This is a genomic window from Priestia sp. P5_B4, from assembly GCF_056400385.1.
Genome location: NZ_JBFULJ010001460.1, coordinates 1 through 589 on the forward strand (window position 1 = coordinate 1; position 589 = coordinate 589).

Genomic DNA, 589 nt, shown 5'->3' on the forward strand with positions numbered 1-589 from the left:
CACCTGCCGTATAGCGAGGTGAAAATCCCTTTAAAAGAGCTGCTTATGGAGTTTGGACCTTCTCGGAGTTCCTACCATCCCGAGCATCCTTTTGTTCGTTTGACAGGAGATGGAATATGGGAGCTAAGCGAAGAAGTGGATAAGCGTAGCTTTACCGATAAATATTTGCTGAGCACAAATATAATGGGCGGTTTTACATCGGATGTTTATAATCTTTTTGCAAATGATCCTACGCTGCTTCAAGATGCAGCGCAATTTTTATTAAATGAGCATTTTCCGGATACGATCCATGAAGATATATTAAGAGCGGTAGGGTTGGATTTTGAAACACAGTTAAAGAGAAGAAGAGATCCAAAGTTTCGAGAGAAAATTCTTCAAGCTTACGGATATAGCTGTGCTGTTTGTGGGTTTAACGTTCGTCTTGGACATAATTTAGTAGGTGTAGAGGCCGCTCATATTAAGTGGCATCAAGCGGGAGGGCAAGATATTGAAAGTAACGGCATCGCTTTATGTTCGATGCATCATAAATTATTTGATCGAGGAGTTTTTACTTTTTCAGATCATAATGAGCTGTTGGTGGCAACTCAAG

1 protein-coding gene is annotated in these 589 nt (G+C 40.6%); it reads left to right on the forward strand.

The window, feature by feature from the left end; all coding sequences use genetic code 11:
• Positions 1-589, forward strand: a 589-nt coding sequence (locus tag AC1DRF_RS31605; RefSeq protein ID WP_477742773.1) for a phosphorothioated DNA-binding restriction endonuclease, incomplete at both ends; no start/stop codon positions are given.